Below are 17945 nucleotides of genomic sequence, written 5' to 3' on the forward strand. Positions count from 1 at the left end.
ATCATTCGGCGGCGGCGAGATGCCATAAGGGGGGCTCCTCGAGCCCGCGTAGCCGCTCTTCTTCCTCGTGCATATAGTCGCGGGTCATCGGAATCGCGTCGCGGCGCTTGACGAACTGGATCTGCCAATTGACCAGCCCGCCATAGCGGAACGCCGCCTCTGCCCCCGCCAGATAGAATTGCCACATCCGGAAGAAGCGCTCGTCATACAGCGCGATCATCTCGTCCTTCGCGGCGCAGGTGCGGTTGTACCATTCCTCCAGCGTATAGCAGTAGTGATAGCGCATCGCCTCGACATCGGTGACGATCAGCCGGTGGCGCTGGCTCTCGGTCACGAGCTCCGAAAGCGCCGGGATATAGCCGCCGGGGAAGATGTATTTGCGCGTCCAGGCATCGGTGGTGCCCGGCCCGCCGGCGCGGCCGCAGCAATGCGAGAGCATCACGCCATCGGGCTTGAGCAAGCGGCGGACATTCGCGAAGAAGCCCGGATAATGCACCGTGCCGAGATGCTCGATCAACCCGACATTGATGATCCGGTCATACTCGCCGGTCAGGTCGCGATAATCCATCAGCTCGAACTTGACGCGATCCGCCACGCCTTCCGCCTCGGCGCGCTCCTTGCAGAAGGCGATCTGATCGGGCGCTAGCGCGATGCCCAGCACGTCGACATCGTACATCCGGTGGAGATACAGCGCGAGCCCGCCCCAGCCGCAGCCGATATCGAGCACCTTCATGCCGGGCTTGAGATAGAGCTTAGCTGCGACATGCGCCTTCTTGTCGAGCTGCGCCTGCTCCAGGCTGTTCGACGTGTCGTGGTAATAGGCCATGGTGTATTGGCGGTCGGCGTCGAGGAACAGCTCGTAGAGCCGCCGCGTGAGATTGTAGGTGTATTCGGCGTTGCGCTTCGAGCGCGCCTTCCAATTGACCTGGTCGATGCGGCCGAGCGTGGCATCGAGCATCTTGCGCCACTTGCCCTTGGGCTGGAAATGGCCGGGCTGCTCGAACGGCCCGTTCATGTGCGCGAGCAGGATAACTTCGCGGATATCGCCCTGCTCGACGATCAGCCGGCCATCCATCCAGGCCTCGCCGAGCCCGAGCCGCGGGTCGCGCATGATGTCGGACGCCACCTTGGCGTCGGCGAACCGCACGGTCAACGGGCCGTGGCGCGGATGCGGCGCCCCATATTGATGACGCGTGCCGTCATGCTCGATGACAGTGAGCTCACCCTCGCGGATGAGCCGGCGGAGCATCTTGTCCATCAGCCACATGAGCGAAACATATCCGCTGGTGGGTTCAGCGCAATAGCGTAACGACTTAGCCCAAAGCGGCGAGCTTCTCTTCGGACTGGCGATCGAGCTCGGCGCGGCTCTTCTTCTCCGCCGCAGTCTTGAGCTGGCCGCATGCCGCATCGATATCGCGCCCGCGTGGAGTCCGCGTCGGTGCCGAGATGCCGGCTTCGAAGATGATGTTGGAGAAGGCGCGGATCCGCTCGGGGGTCGAACATTCGTAGGGCGCGCCGGGCCAGGGATTGAACGGGATCAGATTGACCTTGGCGGGCAAATCATAATGCTTAAGCAGGCGGACCAGCTCGCGCGCATCGGCGTCGCTGTCGTTCTTGTCCTTGAGCATCACATATTCGAACGTGATCCGCCGGGCATTGTTGGCGCCGGGATAGTCTGCGCAGGCCTGGAGCAATTCCTCGATCCCGTATTTGCGGTTGAGCGGCACGATTTCGTCGCGCACTTCCTTGGTGACGGCATGGAGCGACACCGCGAGGTTCACGCCGATTTCTTCGCCAGCGCGCGCCATCATCGGGACGACGCCTGAAGTGCTCAGCGTGATGCGCCGCTTCGAGAGCGCAAGACCGTCGCCGTCCATCACCAGCTTGAGCGAATCGCGGACGTGATCGAAATTGTAGAGCGGCTCGCCCATCCCCATCATGACGATGTTGGTGAGCATGCGGCCCTCGGGCTGGCTCGGCCATTCACCGAGCGCATCGCGGGCGAGCATGACCTGGCCGACGATTTCCGAAGGTTCGAGGTTGCGCACCAGCCGCATCGTGCCGGTGTGGCAGAAGCGGCAATTGAGCGTGCAGCCGACCTGCGAAGAGACGCAAAGCGTGCCGCGATCCGCATCGGGGATGAAGACCATCTCGTAATCCTGCCCGTCCGGCGAGCGCAGCAGCCATTTGCGCGTGCCGTCGGTGGAGACCTGCGCCTCGATCACTTGCGGGCGCGAGATCACGAAGCGATTGGCCAGCCAGGGCTGCATCGTCTTCGAGATGTCGGTCATCAGCGAAAAATCGGTGACGCCGCGATTGTAGATCCAATGAAACAGCTGCTTGGCGCGCAATTTGGCCTGTTTCGGCTCGAGCTGCGACGTCTCGAGCGCCATGCGCAGTTCGAGCTTGGAAAGGCCGAGCAAGTCGATGCGTCCATCGGGACGCGCCAGACGGGCGCGCGGAACGGGCACGGGATCGATGTGCCCGGGAATGGGCATGAGGGCGGCCGACTCTGTCTGCATGCGCAGGCATATAGCGGATTCGGCTGCACTTTTCCACCCGGCCTTTGCGTGGCACCCCGACGCGCGTAGGATGACACCGGTTGACCATGGGAGAGCCAAGATGCGCGGTTGGGCGATTCTGACACTGGCGGCGGGCTTGGCGGCATGCTCGGGTGCCGAAAACAGCGAGCAGGCGAACGGCGTGCTGGGACAAGGGCCGCAGACCAACATCTCCGAAGTCGCCACGGCCGATCTGCCTCCCGAACTTGCCGCCGAGGTGCGTAAATGGGTGCCGGGCATCACGGTGACCGAGGCCGAGCGCAAGGAACGCGAAGGCCGCGTTTATTATGACGTCGAGGGCAAGCGGCCCGACGGCAGCGAAGTCGAGCTCGACATGCTACAGGAGGGCAGTGGCTGGAAGCTCGTGGAAATCCAGCGCGACCTGGCCTGGAAGGACGTACCCGCCCTCGCCACCGCCGCTGCCAAGCCGCCTTTCGCGCCCGAGCGAGTGATCGAAAGCACCCAGACCGACGGCAGCGTTATCTACGAACTGTTTGCGCCGGGCCGAGAGGACGAGCCGGCGATGGAAGTGCGGGTCAAGGACGGCAAGGCCGAATTGCTCAAGACGCGCTGGGCGCATTAGGATTCGGACCCATGGCGCTATCAGCGCCCCGCGCAGCCGATCCCCGCGGCATCGATCGCCGTCGCCGCGCCTTTCAGCGCATAGGTGTCCGCGAAAGGGGCGCCGTTCGCAGCCACCGTCTCGACGCTCATCGAGCGGCCCGAACGGATTGCCGAGACGATCGCCGCATCGGTGCGCGCATCGGGGCCCCAGGCATCGGCAGCGCCCGCCTTCAACTCGAAGCGCCGCTCGCCGATCGACAGCGTGACCCGGGCGTTGGCGGCGCGCGCGCGGCTGAGGCGGATGTGGAGCTGATTGCGCACCCGGTCGCGCGGCCAGGTGGCGATGCTGGCAAAGGGCTGCGGGTCGGCATGCTTCTCGACCGGCTTGGCGATGGCGAAGCAGCGCAGGGGGGAGGCGTCGCGAAACGCCCCCCAGCCCTGATAGGTGCCGAGTGCCTCGCGCGGGAGCAGCGCTAGGACCAGGGCAAGCGCGATCATGCGGGCGCGGAATCCCGCCCGGTGCCGGTATGGACCAGGGTCTCGACGCCCTTTTCGATCATGACGATCGATCCCTGCGGCAGATCGGGCGCCACCGGTGCATCGAATTGGGGCATCACGTCGCGGCCGGTCATCACGCCGCGCAGGATCCGGCTCGACATGCCGTGCATGATCACCAGCCGGTCGCCAGGGTCCTGATCGGTGTCCGAGAGCCAGGACGAGACGCGGATCGCAATCGCGTCATACCACTCGCCGCCCGGCGGCGGGCGGGTGTAGAGGCCCTGCGCGAGATCTAGGAAACCATTCTCCTCGCTGGCCAGGTCGGCATAATAGCGGCCGCTCCATTCGCCCATGCCGATCTCGATCAGCCGGTCGTCATGCTTGGCCTGGTGCCAATCCAGTTCGAGATGCTCGGTGATGACCGCCAGCGTCTGGAGCGCGCGCCCGGCGCTCGACGACCATAAAGTCAGTTTCGGCTTGGGGCCGAGAATCGCGCGCAGTGCTGCGCCCATCGCATCGGCCTGGGCAAAACCGGCACGGGTCAGCGGCGTATGCGGATGATGGCCCTGCATTCTTCGCGCGAGATTGAACACCGTCTCGCCGTGGCGCGCGATGAAGTCGCGGCCCAGTCGCTGGGAAGGATCGTGCGGCGCTTGTGGCTTGGAATCCATGGAGGCTCTTTCAAGCCCCTGTGGCCGGAAAGCAACGCCTTTCCTTGTTGTCTGAGGTTCATGCAACAGGCCGTCGGGAATGCCTATTTAGCTTCTGACCCGCGAGTGTTGCGGGCCAAGTCGAGTACCCAAGGAGTTAGTTATGCGTACCAAGATTCTCGCTGCCGCACTCATCGCCTCGTCGGCGCTGGCCGCTCCGGCCTTCGCGCAGGACGCCGGTTCGAGCTTCACCGGCCCGCGCGCCGAAGCGATCGTCGGCTGGGACCGCGTCGAGGACGGCGCAGCCAATGGCGGCGGCCGTGACGGCGTCGTCTATGGCGGCCAGATCGGCTATGATTTCCAGGCCGGCAGCGCAGTCTTCGGCGTCGAAGGCGAAATCACCGGCGCCACCACCCGCGCGACCGATTACGGCGTGCTCGCCGCCGGCGACCGCCTGCGCGTGAAGGCTGGCCGCGACCTCTATGCCGGCGCGCGCGTCGGCTTCACGGTCGGTGACCGGGCGCTGGTCTATGCGAAGGGCGGCTACACCAATGCCGGCTTCGAAACGCGCTATTCGACCGGCACCACTTCGATCGGCGGCAAGGACAATGCCGATGGCTGGCGCCTGGGCGCGGGCGGCGAAGTCAAGCTGACCGACAAGGTCTATGCCAAGGCCGAATACCGCTTCTCGAAGTATGAGGACGATTCGTCGGGGATCGACGCCAAGCGCCATCAGGTCCTTGGCGGCGTCGGCGTCCGCTTCTAAGCGCAAGAAGACAGTAAATTAGCTGTTGAAGGAAGGGCCGGGGCGCTTGCTCCGGCCCTTTTTGCCGTTAAGGTCAACCCCCAAATCTAGGCCCAGCTCAGCTGGATTCGGGCAGTTTCGGCCCCGGGGGTTTTCAAGATGAAGGCGACGATCGAACGCGCAACTCTGTTGAGGGGCCTCAGCCACGTCCAGTCGGTGGTCGAGCGGCGCAACACGATACCCATTCTCTCCAATGTGCTGATCGAAGCGCAGGCCTCGGGCGCGCTCCGCCTGATGGCGACCGATCTCGATCTGCAGATCGACGAGACGATCCCCGCCGCGGTCGATCAGCCCGGCGCGACGACGATTTCGGCGCACACCTTTTTCGACATTGTCCGCAAGCTGCCGGACGGGTCTCAGGTCGAGCTCGCCGCCGCCGAGGGCAAGATCACCGTCACCGCGGGGCGCGCGCGCTTCAACCTGGGCACGCTGCCACGCGACGATTTCCCGATGATCGCCGAGGGCGAACTGCCGACCGCGTTTGAGCTCCCTGCCGAGACGCTCAAGCAGATCATCGACAAGACGCGCTTCGCAATCTCGACCGAAGAGACGCGCTATTACCTCAATGGCATCTTCCTGCATGTCGCCGACGAAGCTACCCCGATGCTGCGCGCCGCCGCGACCGACGGCCACCGCCTCGCCCGCGTCACCGTGCCGCGCCCCGATGGCGCCGAATCGATGCCCGACATCATCATCCCACGGAAGTGCGTCGCCGAGTTGCGCAAGCTGCTGGACGAAGTCGACGGCTCAGTCGGTGTGTCGCTTTCGGCTTCGAAGATCCGTTTCGACATGGGCCAGGCGATCCTGACCTCGAAGCTGATCGACGGCACCTTCCCCGATTATTCGCGCGTCATCCCGACAGGCAATGACAAGATCCTCAAGATCGACCCCAAGAGCCTGATGGAAGGCGTCGACCGCGTCTCGACGATTGCCACCGAGAAGACCCGCGCGGTCAAGATGGCGCTCGACCGCGACAAGGTGACGCTGTCGGTGACCAGCCCGGAGAACGGCGCCGCGGCTGAGGAAGTGCCCGGCGACTATGCCGCATCGGGCTTCGAGATCGGCTTTAATAGCCGCTATCTGATGGACATCCTCGCGCAGATCGAAGGCGATCTGGTCGAGGTGCACCTCGCCGACGCCGCGGCGCCGACGCTGATCCGCGAGAATGACGCGTCGCCCGCGCTCTATGTGCTGATGCCGATGCGGGTGTGACGCACCACTATTGACATTGATGTAAGTAGCGCGTAGTTGAGTCGCATGGCTACGCAACCTGCACCCGCGCCGTTCAACCCCGGCATGCCGATGAAGCGCGAATGGGGCACAGCGCTCGCCGCGTTGCGGCGGCTGCTTTCGAACGGGGATGACACCGAGCAGGTGTTCCGGATCATGCGCGCGCTCAACGGCGATGTGACGCAGCGCAATTACCGCAAGCTGCTGACCACCTCTCAAGGCGGCGCGATTGCATATAATCGCGTCGAGCTGGCCGAGCGGCTGACCGATCGCGCCTGGATCGACAGCTTCGCAGAAGGCACGGTCGGCGCCGCCTATCGCAACTTTCTCGACACTACGGGCTATTCGGCCGACGGGCTGGTCGAAGTCAGCATGACCGAATTCGCCAATGCGCAGGTCGATCATCCCTATACCTGGATGGGCCGCCGTGAGCGTGACATCCATGATCTCTGGCACGTGATCACCGGTTACAAGGCCGATGAGCATCTCGGCGAAGCATGCCTGGTCGCCTTTTCCTATGCGCAGACCGGCGGGCTTGGCTGGGCGTTCATTGCGGCGGGCGCGGCGCTGAAGAGCATCCGCGTGACCGGCAAGCTCGATTTCTTCAAGGCAGTGACCGAGGGCTATCGCCACGGCAAGCAAGCCGGCTGGCTGCACGGCGAGGATTATGAGGCGTTGCTGGCTGAGCCGCTCGACGCGGCCCGCCGCCGGCTGGGCATCGCCGAACCGGTCAAATATCGCGTCGCCCAGGCCAGCCTCGCCGCGGCAGGCCTTAAGGGGATTTAGGGCAGCGGCGTCATTTCCATCGCGGGCATCGGGCCCATCGTCGACATGAACTCGGCGGCGCTGCTCACCGGAGCGGGCAGTTCGAAACGCTTGGGATCGATCTCCGTGGTCGCGACCGACTGAAGCTCGATCAATTTATCGATGCGCAGCGGCGCACCCTTGGACAGCAATTCGAGCGCCTGGGGAGCGAAGCCGGATGTTTCGGGAATGAGCAGGCCCAGCAGCGGCAGCGCCGATTCGAGCGTGCGCCGATAGATTGCGGCGATCGGCGTCAAAGCGGGGTCGGCACTGATGACGAAATCGAGCATTTCGCCCGGCCTGCCATCCTGCTCCTTCTCGGGTCCGAAACTCCACAGCGATCCCTTGCGCTCGCCGACCGTCACGTCGCCCTTGGCCTGCAGCACGAACTTTTCGACCCCCATGCCGCGCACTGCCTCGGCTGCCGCCATGTCCGCCATTGCGCTGCTCAGAAACGTGATAAAATCGACCAGTTCGACGACCTTGGTTTCGCTTCCGGGCCTTGTCACCACGATATAGTCGCTGTCGTCGCGGCGGATGATGCTGATCTTGCCCTCGATCCCGATCCGCGAATTTCCGCCATCGTCGGATTCAACGAGGAGCACCTCTTTTCCCGCCGAATAGCGCGCAGTGACGTCGGCGAGCGCCGGCAGCGGCAGCAATGCGAGGATCGCGGCGAAGAAGTGGAGGCGCATGGTCAATCCTTTGCGGGCTGGCGGAGGCGGTTGCGAAGCGCATCGCGGCCGAGCAGGGGCTCGGGCAATGCAAATCGGGCTGCGGGTATCGGGGCCTTGTCCAGGCGCTCGAGGCGGAGGATCTGATTGAAGCGCAGCACCGCGCCCTTGGCAAACAGATCGAGCATCGCTTTCTCGAAATTGCCCGGCCCGCCTTGGATCGCGCTGTTGCGAGTGATGGCGAAGCGCGTCTGCAGCGCCAGTGCCCGGCCGAGCGGCGCGAGCGCGGGATCGCTGCTCACCGCGCCTTCGAAGGAAGCGAGCGAGGGCACTTCGCGCGGATGCCCTTTCCAAAGCGTGCCCTTGATCCCCGCGACGGTCTCCGATCCTGCCTCGCTCAACGCATATTCGGGCTGGGCGCCGGGGGTCAGCGCGGCGCTCTTGTCTTCGCCGAACACTGCCAGGGCATCCTCGACACTGGCGCTGAAATCGCCTGCGGCATCGTGGAGCACGACATATTCCTTGCCGCCCTTGCGCAGGAAGATCGTGTCACCCGCTGAGACGCGCGCGTCGCCATTCGCGGCCGCCATCGCGACCAATGCCGGCTGGCCCTCGCGGACATAATGCGCAGTCATGTCCTCGGGCTTTGCCGACGAGCAGGCGCCGGCGAGCAACAGGGCCGCGGCGGCCAGGCAGATCCGGATCATGCGGCACTCCCCTTTTTCAGGCGCGATCATCCGCCAAGCGCTGTCCGGCGGCAAGGGGGTGCGCTAGGGAGGCCACAATGGCCGTAACCCGTCTCGTCCTGACCGATTTCCGCAACCATGCCGATGCCGTGCTGACGCCCGGCCCGGGCTTTGTGGTGCTGACCGGCGAGAATGGCGCGGGCAAGACCAATGTGCTCGAAGCCGTCTCGCTGCTGGCGCCGGGGCGCGGGCTTCGCCGCGCGGCGCTGGGCGAGATGGCGCGGCAGGGGGGCAATGGCGGATTCGGGGTGGCGGCGCGCCTCGATGACACCGAGATCGGCACCGGGGTTCAGCCTGGTGCGCCAGAGCGGCGGCTGGTGCGGGTCAACGGCGCGCCTGGCTCTGCCACAGCGCTGGCCGAGTGGTTGACCGTGCTGTGGCTGACCCCCGCAATGGACCGGCTGTTCGTCGAAGGCCCGGGCGAGCGACGCCGCTTCCTCGACCGGCTGACGCTGGCGCTGGCGCACGGCCATGCCCACCATTCGGCGCGCTATGAGGCGGCGATGCGCCAGCGCAACCGGTTGCTTGCCGCCGACGAGCCCGCCGATCCCGATTGGCTCGCCGCACTGGAGGCGCGGATGGCGGAGCATGGCGGCGCGGTCGATTCGGCACGGCGCGAAGCCATTGCACTGCTCGGCGAACGACTGGCGGCACAGCCCGAAAGCGTCTTTGCGCGCGCAGGGATCGCGCTGGAGGGCTGGCAGGGCGATGCCGCGCAGCTGGCGCGCGAGCTTGCCGAAGGCCGCCGCCGCGATGCCGCCGCGGGCCGGGCGCTGGCAGGTCCGCACCGGGCCGATCTGATCGTCACGCATCTTGGCAAGGGGCAGCCCGCAAATCTTTGTTCGACCGGCGAGCAAAAGGCGCTGCTGCTCGGGCTCGTCCTTGCCCATGCCGAGCTTGTCGCCGAGCGTACCGGCCGCGCGCCGATCCTGCTGCTCGACGAAGTCGCCGCGCACCTCGATCCGGGCCGTCGCGCCGCCTTGTTCGAGCGGCTGGCGGGCGCGGGCCAGGTGTGGATGACGGGTACCGAACCCGAACTGTTCGCCGCGGTCCCCGGCGATGCCACGCGCTATCAGGTGGCCGGCGGCGCGATCGGCTGAGCGGGTCTTTCGCGAGGCGGCGCAACGCGCTAGCTTGGCTGCATTCAAAGCAGAAACAGGGGTCTGCACATGCGTTATCTCATCGGGTTCGCCATTGCCGCCGCAGGTCTGACCGCCACCGGCCACGCCCAGCCGCAGGCCAAGGGCATCCTCGTCTATCCGGCGATGCGCCATGCCGGAGTCGCTTATGCGGTCCGCACGGGGGACAATGGCAAGATCGTCAGCTGCCAGCCAGTCGACGGCAAGCCCGACCAGGCGTCGCAGACGCTCGCTTGCGCCGCGCTGACCGCCAAGGGCGTGCCCGCCGCCGTGGTTCCTGCGCGCGCCACCAACAATCCCGGCGACTGGGTCACCTATGGCGATTATCCCAATACGGTGATCAAGACCAAGCGCTCGGGCACGCTCCAGTTCGTCTATGAAGTCAACGAGCAGGGCCGCATTTCGGCCTGCGAGGTCTTCGAGACTTCGGGCGTCCCTGAGATCGACACGGCGGTCTGCGCCTCGATCACGGCGCGCGCGCGCTTCACGCCAGCCAGCTACAAGGGCGCGCCGGTCGCCGCGATCGGCACCAATTTCTTCACCTACGAGATCCCCGGCGAAAAGTGACGCGCCGGTGCGTAATGGCGCTGCTGTCCGCGGCTGGCAGTCTGCTGCCCGCGGCCTCGCACGCCCAGGATATGCTCGGCTATCCGGCAATGCTGGAGGGCGGCGCTCAATACGCAATCCGAGCCGGTGACGGGAGTAAGATCACGCAGTGCGATCGCGTGACGGGGGAACCGGCGCCGTCGCTGGACGAAGCCGCTTGCGCCAAACTGACTGCCAAGGGCTTGCCTGCCGGACTGGAGCCGGCGAAATCGCTGACCAGTCCTCGCGACTGGATCACGTTTAGCGACTACCCGCAGGCCGCGCTTCAGCGCCGCGAAAGCGGCACCGTCGAATATCTGATCGAAGTGGATATTCAGGGGCGGGTGCGCGATTGCATTGCCCGGATATCATCGGGCAGCAAGACTATCGACTGGGCGGTTTGCCACGCGATCAAAACACGCGCGCGATTTTCACCCGCCACATATCGGGGCAAACCTGTACCAGCCGTGCTTGTCGGCCGGGCCGGAATGTGGATCCCCTGACAGGACCGCGAAACCGCCCATTTTGCTTTCGTTTCGGGGCTTGCGACCCTATATGCTGGGCATGGCAAAACCCGACGACACAACTCCCGAAAACATCCCCAACGCGAACGCTTACGGCGCAGACTCGATCAAGGTCCTCAAGGGCCTCGACGCAGTGCGCAAACGGCCTGGCATGTATATCGGCGACACCGATGACGGATCGGGCCTCCATCACATGGTGTTCGAGGTTTCGGACAATGCGATCGACGAGGCGCTGGCCGGGCATTGCGACAAGATCATCATCCAGCTGAACCCGGACGGCTCGGTCTCGGTCGAGGATAACGGCCGCGGGATTCCGACGGGCATCCATAGCGAGGAAGGCGTTTCGGCGGCCGAGGTCATCATGACCCAGCTCCACGCTGGCGGTAAGTTCGAGAACACCAGCGACGACAACGCATACAAGGTTTCCGGTGGCCTGCACGGCGTCGGCGTATCGGTGGTCAACGCGCTCTCGGAGTGGCTCGACCTCAACATCTGGCGCGACGGCGATGAGCATTACATGCGCTTCGCGTTCGGCGACGCCGTCGCCCCGCTTAAGGTGATCGGGCCGGCAGAAGGCAAGAAGGGCACGCGCGTGACGTTCCTGGCTTCGCCCGCCACCTTCAAGATCACCGATTATGATTTCGAGAAGCTCGAGCATCGCTATCGCGAGCTAGCGTTCCTGAACTCGGGCGTGCGCCTGTTCCTGCGCGACGCGCGGCATGAGGAAGTCAAGGAAGTCGAGCTCTATTACGAGGGCGGAATCGCCGCCTTCGTGAAGTATCTCGACCGCAACAAGATCGCACTGATGCCCGATCCCGTCGCGATCGCCGGCACCCGCGACGACGTGACGATCGACGTCGCGCTTGAGTGGAATGATTCCTACTACGAAAACGTCCTCTGCTTTACCAACAACATCCCCCAGCGCGACGGCGGCACCCATCTGGCCGCTTTCCGCGCCGCGCTGACCCGTACGCTCAACAATTATGCCGACAAGTCGGGCGCGCTGAAGAAGGAGAAGGTCTCCCTCACCGGCGACGACATGCGCGAGGGGCTGACGGCGATCGTCTCGGTCAAGCTGCCCGATCCCAAGTTCAGCAGCCAGACCAAGGACAAGCTGGTAAGCAGCGAAGTCCGGCAGCCGCTCGAATCGCTGATGGCCGACAAGCTCGCTGAATGGCTCGAGGAAAATCCGCAGACCGCGCGCCAGATCATCCAGAAGGTGATCGACGCAGCCGCCGCGCGCGAGGCCGCCAAGAAGGCGCGCGAGTTGACCCGGCGCAAGGGCGTGATGGATATCGCCAGCCTGCCCGGCAAGCTCGCCGACTGCCAGGAGCGTGACCCGGCCAAATCGGAGCTGTTTCTGGTCGAGGGTGACTCGGCCGGCGGATCGGCCAAGCAGGGCCGCGACCGCCATTTCCAGGCGATCCTCCCGCTACGCGGCAAGATCCTCAACGTCGAGCGCGCGCGTTTCGACCGGATGCTGTCGAGCCGCGAAATCGGCACGCTCATCCAGGCGATGGGCACCGGCATCGGACGCGACGATTTCAACCTCGAGAAGCTCCGCTACCACAAGATCGTCATCATGACCGACGCCGACGTCGACGGCGCGCATATCCGCACGCTGCTGCTGACCTTCTTCTATCGCCAGATGCCCGAGATCATTACCGCCGGGCACCTCTATATCGCCCAGCCGCCGCTCTACAAAGCCACCAAGGGCCGCAGCGAAGTCTATCTCAAGGACGATAGCGCGCTCGATCAGTATCTGGTCGATGCCGGCGTCGGCGGCACCGTGCTCGATACGCAGGGGCAGCAGCGCACCGGCCAGGATCTGCGCGAACTGGTCGAGCATGCCCGGCGGATGCGCACGCTGATGCGCTATGTGCCGCGGCGCTATTCCGCGGACATCATCGAAGTGCTGGCGCTCGGCGGCGGGCTCGATCCCAATGCCACGCGCGAGCAGCGGGCCGCGAGCCTGACGACCGTCGTCACGCGCCTCGACGCCGCCGATCAGGACGCGCGCTGGAAGGGCCGCGTCACCGAGGATGGCGGCTATCATTTCGAGCGGCTGTGGCGCGGCGTAACCGATCATCACATCGTCGAGGCCGCGTTCCTGGTCTCGGCCGAGGCGCGCAAACTGCATGCGCTCGCCGTCGAGCAGGCCCCGGCCTATCTGCTGCCCTCCAAGCTGATCTCGGCCAAGGGCGCCGTCACCGAAGTCGAAGCGGCGTTGGCCGCGGAAGCAGTGCTGGCGACGGACGGCGAAGAGCCCGAGGCTCCTGTCACGGCGGCCAAGGGTGAGAGCTTGGTCTCACGCCCGAGCCAGCTGCTCGATGCGATCCTCGCCTTTGGGCGCAAGGGCCTGGCGATCCAGCGCTACAAGGGTCTCGGCGAAATGAATGCCGAGCAGCTCTGGGAAACCACGCTCGATCCGCAGAACCGCTCGATGCTGGTGGTGCAGGTCGATCAGGCCGACGTTGCCGACGCGATCTTCACCCAGCTGATGGGCGACGTGGTCGAGCCGCGCCGCGAGTTCATTCAGGAGAATGCGCTCAGCGTCGCCAATTTGGACGTATAACGCACTGACTGAGAACTGACTCAATTTATTGCGGATAGACGGCAATTTATTGCGGAAAGTCCTGCAATCTATTGCGAGATTTAGAATTGAGTTATTCTTCCTCACTGGAGAACGGCTCGGGATCGTGCGTCGCACCGATTAGGCCCTCATGTTCCGGGATATAAAAGGCCGGCTCATAGACTTCTTCCTTCGGCCAGTATCCGTGGCCGCGAAGTCGAACGATCCTGTCGTCCCTGTATAGCATTGTCCCGAGCACCATTTCCGGGTCCTTGCCCGCGATTTCGACGCCGGCTTTGGCTAGCCGTTCGAAAAGGTCCCTTCTGGAAAGCGGTCTGCCGAATTTACGAATGATTTCCAGCGCCGCGCTGGCGACATCGCGGCGGTTCGGGTTCTTCGGTCGCGATGCAGGTATAGCCTCCGCGCCCGCCATGCTGCGCCACGACCCGATGAAACGCTCGATTCGGCGAAGTTCCACGGCGTCTGCGCGAATCTCGGTCTGAATGGCGGTAATCCGCTCCATCGCCCCATCGATGGCAGCTCGCAGCTCGGCTGCCCGAGCAACGGCATTCCTGAGCGCCAGATCGTCCGCGTCTTCCATTTCTTATCCCTACACGTTCAACATACAGATTCAACTTGTATGTAGCTACAACTCAAGATACAAAAATGGTTGCCGGAGCGACTCGCGCCGGTCCGGTCGGGCGTAGCCCGACCGGTGGCTTGAACTGCTGGTTCACGCAACGGGAGCGCTTGGTCCCGTAGAAAGGTCGTCCGGGATGGAAGTCCCCGTCCGTGTCGAGGGAGTGCGGCTGCTACCAACTCTCCCGACGCGATGGCTCTTGTTATAGAGCGCGACCGTCGCGCGCGGCCCGGGGCCGCGCGCGATCTCACCTAGCAGTTTCTGACAGGGGCGTCAGCCCCCTGCAACCGCGATCCGCCGATGGAGGCAACTGGCTTGAACGACGATGATTGGCAGAAGGCGATGAACGCCATCTCGGAAGTCGTGATGAACCGGCCGTTGCCGATTCGCGCCTACGACCAGATTTACATGCGCGCCGGCGATATGGTGCGTCAGGCCATACGCGTCGGTGAGTGGGCGAAGGGCCGCCGAATTGCTTTCATCGGCGACGGCGACGGAATAGCATTGTCGGTCGCCGTGCTCACGAAACTCGGCATCGTGGAGGGCGGCCCTGAGCGTATCAAGGTCTTCGATTTCGATGAGCGCATCGTCAATTCGGTCCGCCGGCTCGCCAACAAGGAGCGACTGCCTGGCGTGGAAGCGGAACTCTACAACTGCCTCGAACCATTCCCTGAGAAGGGAGCGTTCGACCGGTTCTATACCAATCCGCCTTGGGGAGAGAGCAACGATGGCAACAGCGTGGTCGTCTTCGCACGTCGCGGCATCGAGGCAATCGGCTACCGGGGCGAGGGCATGATCGTGATCGCTGACGATCCCGAGCTCGAATGGCCGAGCAAGGTGCTGCAGAAGGTTCAAGTTTACGCGATCGGGCGCGGGTTCTACGTGGCGTCGATGGAATCGCGCCTGCACGGTTATCACCTGCCGGAGGCGGAGCACCTACGATCATGCAACTTGGTCGTCGGTTCCGTGCCCGGCGGCGCCCGGGTGCATGCCGAGGACACCATCGAGCAGACTTTGCTAACCAACTTCTACGGGCGCTCCAAGGAGCCGAGGGTGCGATACATCAAGGACCGGTCGCGTCCGGACTATGACCGGGCGCTGGAGCAGGACTACACACTTGAGAAATGGGAGAACGAAAGTTGAGCGTGCTTGAAGCCGGAGCCGGACTGGTCTTCATGCGGGTTGGATCGCATGCTGGCGAGACGCTTGATGAAATCATCGAGCGCAAGCGGGCAGAGGTCGCTCAGGTGGGCCATGCTTTCTGGGGATACGGGGGTCTGAACTGCCATCCGCGAACGGTGGTGCAACCTTATGCCGAGGACGTCGCTCGGCAAGGCGGCGTAGTAAGGCTTTGCCTGGAGGAAGTGCCTCCTTCCAGGGAGACGTATTGGGCCGAGGATGAGCCGGCGCGCGAGTGGTCGATCGACGGCATCAACTTCAAGCCGCTGCCGCCGGGCATACGAGTGACCGGTTCGCGATACGCCTTCGTAATCACCGACCTCCGGGAGCAGAGCTTCGAGCTTTCGCTTACGAACGCCCGGGTCGCTGCCGGGCCAAGTCGTGGGAGGCTCGGTGCGAAATACGTGGAGCCAGTTGGCGGTCGCGTCGACAAGGCTGTGCTGCAGGTCGAGGATGAAAGCGGCGAGATTGAGCCGGGCGGAGGTGTCCAGACCGTTCCGATCTCCTTCGTCGCAGACCTATACCGACCCTATGCGGTTTTCCTGAGATAATCGCCGAATGGAGGAGCTGAAGATGACCGATATACTGAAGCCGGGTTCCGGCCTCCTCTACATGAAGGTCGGCATGCATGCGCAGGAGAGCCTGGACGAAATCGTCGAACGCAAGCTCGCTGAGATCGCGAAGAACGGGATCGCGACATGGGGGTATGGCGGCTCGTCCTGCCATCCACGCACTATGGTGCAGCCGTTCGCCGATCGCCATGCGGCCGCAGGGCGGCCCATCCACCTGGTCATGGAGTCGGTGCATTCGAAGCATGACCATTTGCCGGTTCGGGCTTCACACTGGTCTACCGACAACTTGAAGTGGGACGAGATTCCCGATGGCATTAACGCGCTCGGTTCGAAGTTCGCGCTGGTCATAGGCGACCTGCGCGTCGAGCAGTTCGAACTGCCGCTCGATCAGACACGCGTCGCCCTGGGGCCGAGTGAGGGCAAGGTCGGGGCGCTCTACATCAAGGGCCAGTGCGACAAGGCGTGCCTCGAGGTGGTCGCCAATTCGCCGCCGCCGAACGTCGATCGCAAGCAGGTGAAGTCGATCGGGCTCGTCGCGGAGCTGGTCGCGCCATACGCCGTGTTCCTGCGATAGGAGTCAGCGAACTCGCTGTCAGACTGGAAGGCACCGGCCTTCGCATAGCGCAGCGGGTGCCTGTTTGCGCAGATCCTCGACGTAGCTTTCAAGTCCTGGTCGAGGATCCGTTCCTGCTGGCGACGCGCACCCGCACGCCGAGAGCAGCGACTTGTCGACGAGCGGTTCGGCGCATACTGCGGAACGCACGGTTTCCGGCCCGAGCGAATCCGCAAGCGAACCGAGCAGTTGCTCAAGGCATGCGATCCGGTGCGGTGGAACGGGCGTGACCATGCGGCCGATCGCCCGGATCGCACGCTTGTCCCCCGTAAGCATGAGCGGCGCCGCTCTCAGGATGAGAATCGCTAGAAGCTGGCTTTCGCCACCATCGATCGCCAGATCAGCCGTCCGAGCCACCACTTCGAGCTCCGCCGCCAAGGCGGTTTCGTCCGCCGTGGGTTCGACGTCCTCCAGCAAGGGCGCGATCAGAGCGAGTTCCTCGGCGGCCGCTGCCCCATCGACTATCCTTCGAGCCTTGCCGATGTGCGAGGCGAGCATGTAGCGCGCGGCACCCAACACTTTTGGGCGCAGGCCGGCTGCACTCAGGTGCGTGAGCGTCGCGTCTGCGAGGCGGTAGGATATGGTCTTCAAGAGAACGTCGGTGTCGACGAGGGCCTCGTCACTCATCGGGAAGTCCAAGGACCCGTTGCAGGTAGCCCCTTGCCTCGTCGCCCAGCTCATCCAGGTCGAGTTCGAGAGCAGCTTGCTGGTTGGCTTCCCGGGCGGCGTTGGCGGGCTGGCCTTGAAGGCGCTGGCAAGCGGCCGTCGAGCGTGCCCAGTTGCCAGTGCGGAATCCATCGCAGAGCGCGATGGTGGCCGCATCGATGCCCTCAACGGCCCCGACGTCGGCTGCGGCGCGTGCGAGCTGTCCGGCTGAATAATCGTCCGTGCTGGTGGTGATGATCGGTTCGGGCCGCCCTGTGAGGAGCTCGAGCGCGTAAGCGTCGGCGTCACGCTCGTCCTGGTTCTTGGCTCCGCCCGACAGCGGATCGTCCATGTCCAGATATGCGGGCTCGCTGTCGAGGTGGCCCAGCATCACATGGCCGAGCTCATGGGCGATCGTGAAGGCCGCCTTCGCATACAGAGTGTCGTCGTGTGCCACCAGGATAGCAGCACGGGCCCCCTGCCCGGAGGCCATAGCGTGCATTCGCTTAGCCTGAAGGGGAGTGACCTGCAGGTAGACAAGCGGGATACCCATCCGCCAGCAGACTGCCGCGATTGACTGGAAGGACGGAACCGCTCCGTTCTCGAGCATGAACGCGCGCAGTCGTGCGGCGGTGACTTGAGGTGGCGCTTCTCCCGCAGGAGTGGCCGCCATAAGAAGGCGGGTCACCGACTGGCCGAAGGATATGATGGCCATCTGCTCGGACGCGTCGGCGGCGGTGAGCGACTTGAACCGCGCGCCGACCGTCCCTGCGAAGCGCACCTCATCGCTTTCAACCAGCGCCCTAGGATCCAGACCGAGAGCCCTTGCAAGCGTGAAGCGCAGCTCGTTTCTGGCGGACACCGATGCTTCCGCCGCATCGGTCCACCACTGTGGCCAAGCGGCGTCGATCATCGGCTTTGCCAGCCCCGATCGGCGCAACTGC

20 protein-coding genes are annotated in these 17945 nt (G+C 64.5%); 11 read left to right on the forward strand and 9 right to left on the reverse strand.

From position 1 onward, the window contains the following. Position 1: 1 nt before the first annotated feature. Both ACZZZM_RS01160 and rlmN read right to left on the reverse strand, forming a co-directional pair. Positions 2-1267: a class I SAM-dependent methyltransferase gene (locus ACZZZM_RS01160; RefSeq protein WP_463593276.1), complete on the reverse strand. Its 1266-nt coding sequence runs from the start codon at positions 1265-1267 to the stop codon at positions 2-4. Positions 1268-1313: 46 nt separating this feature from the next. Continuing rightward, positions 1314-2522: a dual-specificity RNA methyltransferase RlmN gene (gene rlmN / locus ACZZZM_RS01165; protein ID WP_463593277.1), complete on the reverse strand. Its 1209-nt coding sequence runs from the start codon at positions 2520-2522 to the stop codon at positions 1314-1316. Positions 2523-2622: 100 nt separating this feature from the next. On the opposite strand from rlmN, the gene ACZZZM_RS01170 reads away from it, so the two are divergent. Next, a complete protein-coding gene (locus tag ACZZZM_RS01170; RefSeq protein WP_463593278.1) occupies positions 2623-3144 on the forward strand; it encodes a PepSY domain-containing protein in 522 nt (173 codons plus the stop codon). Positions 3145-3164: 20 nt separating this feature from the next. Here ACZZZM_RS01170 and ACZZZM_RS01175 read toward each other — a convergent pair whose 3' ends face one another. Both ACZZZM_RS01175 and ACZZZM_RS01180 read right to left on the reverse strand, forming a co-directional pair. Continuing rightward, positions 3165-3623, reverse strand: a complete 459-nt coding sequence (locus ACZZZM_RS01175; protein WP_463593279.1) for an invasion associated locus B family protein — start codon at positions 3621-3623, stop codon at positions 3165-3167. Next, positions 3620-4294, reverse strand: a complete 675-nt coding sequence (locus tag ACZZZM_RS01180) for a histidine phosphatase family protein (protein ID WP_463593280.1) — start codon at positions 4292-4294, stop codon at positions 3620-3622. Before ACZZZM_RS01180 ends, ACZZZM_RS01175 begins: the two co-directional genes overlap by 4 nt. A 142-nt stretch (positions 4295-4436) precedes the next feature. On the opposite strand from ACZZZM_RS01180, the gene ACZZZM_RS01185 reads away from it, so the two are divergent. The 3 genes from ACZZZM_RS01185 (at position 4437) to ACZZZM_RS01195 (ending at position 7094) form a co-directional block, all read left to right on the forward strand. Then, a complete protein-coding gene (locus ACZZZM_RS01185) occupies positions 4437-5039 on the forward strand; it encodes an outer membrane protein (protein ID WP_463593281.1) in 603 nt (200 codons plus the stop codon). A 138-nt stretch (positions 5040-5177) separates the two neighbouring features. After that, positions 5178-6290, forward strand: coding sequence for a DNA polymerase III subunit beta (gene dnaN, locus ACZZZM_RS01190; protein ID WP_463593282.1), 1113 nt, complete (start codon positions 5178-5180; stop codon positions 6288-6290). A gap of 45 nt (positions 6291-6335) precedes the next feature. After that, positions 6336-7094: a Coq4 family protein gene (locus ACZZZM_RS01195; RefSeq protein ID WP_463593283.1), complete on the forward strand. Its 759-nt coding sequence runs from the start codon at positions 6336-6338 to the stop codon at positions 7092-7094. Here the strand turns inward: ACZZZM_RS01195 and ACZZZM_RS01200 are convergent. Beyond that, a complete protein-coding gene (locus ACZZZM_RS01200) occupies positions 7091-7807 on the reverse strand; it encodes a hypothetical protein (RefSeq protein ID WP_463593284.1) in 717 nt (238 codons plus the stop codon). The genes ACZZZM_RS01195 and ACZZZM_RS01200 overlap by 4 nt on opposite strands. A 2-nt stretch (positions 7808-7809) precedes the next feature. Continuing rightward, on the reverse strand, positions 7810-8493 hold the full coding sequence (locus tag ACZZZM_RS01205; protein WP_463593285.1) for a hypothetical protein: 684 nt from the start codon (positions 8491-8493) through the stop codon (positions 7810-7812). A 77-nt stretch (positions 8494-8570) separates the two neighbouring features. Between ACZZZM_RS01205 and recF the strand changes: the two genes are divergently transcribed. From recF to gyrB, 4 genes are all read left to right on the forward strand, one after another. Beyond that, the gene (gene recF, locus ACZZZM_RS01210; protein ID WP_463593286.1) at positions 8571-9632 is read left to right on the forward strand and encodes a DNA replication/repair protein RecF; all 1062 of its coding nucleotides are present in this window, start codon (positions 8571-8573) and stop codon (positions 9630-9632) included. A 69-nt stretch (positions 9633-9701) separates the two neighbouring features. Next, positions 9702-10238, forward strand: coding sequence for an energy transducer TonB (locus ACZZZM_RS01215; protein ID WP_463593287.1), 537 nt, complete (start codon positions 9702-9704; stop codon positions 10236-10238). 14 nt (positions 10239-10252) lie between these two features. Further along, entirely contained in the window at positions 10253-10759 is a 507-nt protein-coding gene (locus ACZZZM_RS01220) for an energy transducer TonB (RefSeq protein ID WP_463593288.1), read from the forward strand. Between the two features lie 52 nt (positions 10760-10811). Continuing rightward, positions 10812-13355 (forward strand): DNA topoisomerase (ATP-hydrolyzing) subunit B, encoded by a 2544-nt coding sequence (gene gyrB / locus ACZZZM_RS01225; protein WP_463593289.1) that lies wholly within the window; start codon positions 10812-10814, stop codon positions 13353-13355. 91 nt (positions 13356-13446) lie between these two features. Here gyrB and ACZZZM_RS01230 read toward each other — a convergent pair whose 3' ends face one another. Further along, a complete protein-coding gene (locus ACZZZM_RS01230; RefSeq protein ID WP_463593291.1) occupies positions 13447-13953 on the reverse strand; it encodes a hypothetical protein in 507 nt (168 codons plus the stop codon). 354 nt (positions 13954-14307) lie between these two features. Here ACZZZM_RS01230 and ACZZZM_RS01235 point away from each other — a divergent pair, with 354 nt between their 5' ends. From ACZZZM_RS01235 to ACZZZM_RS01245, 3 genes are read left to right on the forward strand one after another with little or no spacing between them, the layout of a single operon-like run. Then, positions 14308-15135, forward strand: coding sequence for a bis-aminopropyl spermidine synthase family protein (locus ACZZZM_RS01235; RefSeq protein WP_463593292.1), 828 nt, complete (start codon positions 14308-14310; stop codon positions 15133-15135). Then, on the forward strand, positions 15132-15722 hold the full coding sequence (locus tag ACZZZM_RS01240) for a hypothetical protein (RefSeq protein WP_463593293.1): 591 nt from the start codon (positions 15132-15134) through the stop codon (positions 15720-15722). Before ACZZZM_RS01235 ends, ACZZZM_RS01240 begins: the two co-directional genes overlap by 4 nt. Positions 15723-15744: 22 nt before the next feature. Beyond that, entirely contained in the window at positions 15745-16317 is a 573-nt protein-coding gene (locus ACZZZM_RS01245) for a hypothetical protein (RefSeq protein ID WP_463593294.1), read from the forward strand. A gap of 18 nt (positions 16318-16335) precedes the next feature. On the opposite strand, the gene ACZZZM_RS01250 is transcribed toward ACZZZM_RS01245, so the two are convergent. Both ACZZZM_RS01250 and ACZZZM_RS01255 read right to left on the reverse strand, forming a co-directional pair. Further along, a complete protein-coding gene (locus ACZZZM_RS01250) occupies positions 16336-16983 on the reverse strand; it encodes a hypothetical protein (protein WP_463593295.1) in 648 nt (215 codons plus the stop codon). Beyond that, positions 16976-17914, reverse strand: coding sequence for an ImmA/IrrE family metallo-endopeptidase (locus tag ACZZZM_RS01255; protein ID WP_463593296.1), 939 nt, complete (start codon positions 17912-17914; stop codon positions 16976-16978). Before ACZZZM_RS01255 ends, ACZZZM_RS01250 begins: the two co-directional genes overlap by 8 nt. Between the last annotated feature and the right edge of the window lie 31 nt (positions 17915-17945).

This window comes from Sphingomonas sp. AC522 (assembly GCF_979258125.1).